The sequence below is a fragment of the Alteromonas sp. BZK5 genome (assembly GCF_014349115.1).
Lineage (GTDB): Bacteria > Pseudomonadota > Gammaproteobacteria > Enterobacterales > Alteromonadaceae > Alteromonas > Alteromonas macleodii.
The window spans coordinates 1-1,189 of record NZ_JACSOE010000270.1 but is presented as its reverse complement, the minus strand read 5'-3'; the positions used below and the strand labels follow the sequence as shown (position 1 = coordinate 1,189).

The following is a 1,189-nucleotide window of genomic DNA, read 5'->3' as shown; positions in this document are numbered from 1 at the left end:
AAATTTGTCCATGCGTGAAGCTGCGGCTTTACCTCTGGTTGCACTTACCGCTTGGGAAGGTTTGGTTGACAAGGCGAATGTTAAAGCGGACCAGAAAGTTCTTATCCAAGGTGGAGCTGGCGGAGTTGGACATGTAGCTGTGCAAATTGCTAAGGCCTTAGGAGCCGACGTTTATGCCACTGCATCGACTGGAAAACAACAACGGCTCAAGGCGCTTGGTGCCACGCCAATTGATTATCACACTGCAAGCCCTGCTGAGTACGTGGACGCATACACCCAAGACAAAGGATTCGATATCATTTACGACACTGTCGGTGGCTCTGTACTCGATGCCTCATTAGATATCATTGCACATTATGGACATATTTTAAGCTGTGCTGCATTCAGCTCACATAACCTGGCACCGTCGTCATTACGCTCTGCAACATTGTCAGCGATTTTTGTGTTACATCCACAGCTCAGCGGAGAGGGGCGCAAACATCATGGTGACATTCTGCGGCAAATTACGGCTCTTGTTGAAGCTGGACAAATTAAGCCACTACTCGACCCGTTACGCTTTTCCCTAGACACGGCAATGGATGCACATAATGCCGTAGAGTTGGGATCCATGGGTAAAGTCGTTATTGATGTAATTGCTTAAAAAGTCATTGTTGAGGATGCATATGAGCTCAAGAAAACTAATTCGAACTGTTCGTTTCTATGAATTGGGTGGCCCCGAGGTATTAACTATTGACTCGCTGGCGAGTCCAAGTTTGCAGGCCACTAATGTACGTATTGCGGTCAAAGCTGTTGGGCTCAATCGTGCTGATGCCATGTTTAGGCGAGGCCGCTATATAGAAAAGGCTGACTTCCCTTCGCGAATCGGCTATGAAGCATCCGGGATAGTCATTGAAGTCGGGGAAGAGGTAAATCATTTACGCCTTGGGGACGAGGCTTGTATTGTCCCTCAGATGGGGCTTTCTCAGAACGGCTGCTACGCAGAAGAGATTGTCGTACCAAGTGAATATGTAGCACTCAAACCAGCAGGGCTAACCTTTGCTGAAGGCGCAGCAGCTTGGATGCAGTACCTGACAGCTTATGGCGCTTTGGTCGAAATTGCTAACGTGCAAAAAGGCGATGCAGTACTGATAACCGCCGCATCGAGCAGTGTTGGATTGGCTGCGATTCAAATTGTGAATGCTCTGGGGGG

General features: G+C 48.5%; 2 protein-coding genes. Both read left to right on the top strand.

The genetic code is table 11. The annotated features are described in order from the left end of the window. Positions 1 to 640, top strand: a 640-nt coding sequence (locus BIZ39_RS21880) for a zinc-binding dehydrogenase (RefSeq protein WP_187448127.1), incomplete at its 5' end; no start/stop codon positions are given. A gap of 22 nt (positions 641 to 662) precedes the next feature. Continuing rightward, positions 663 to 1,189: alcohol dehydrogenase catalytic domain-containing protein (locus BIZ39_RS21875; RefSeq protein ID WP_187448126.1), on the top strand; the 527-nt coding region annotated here is incomplete at its 3' end.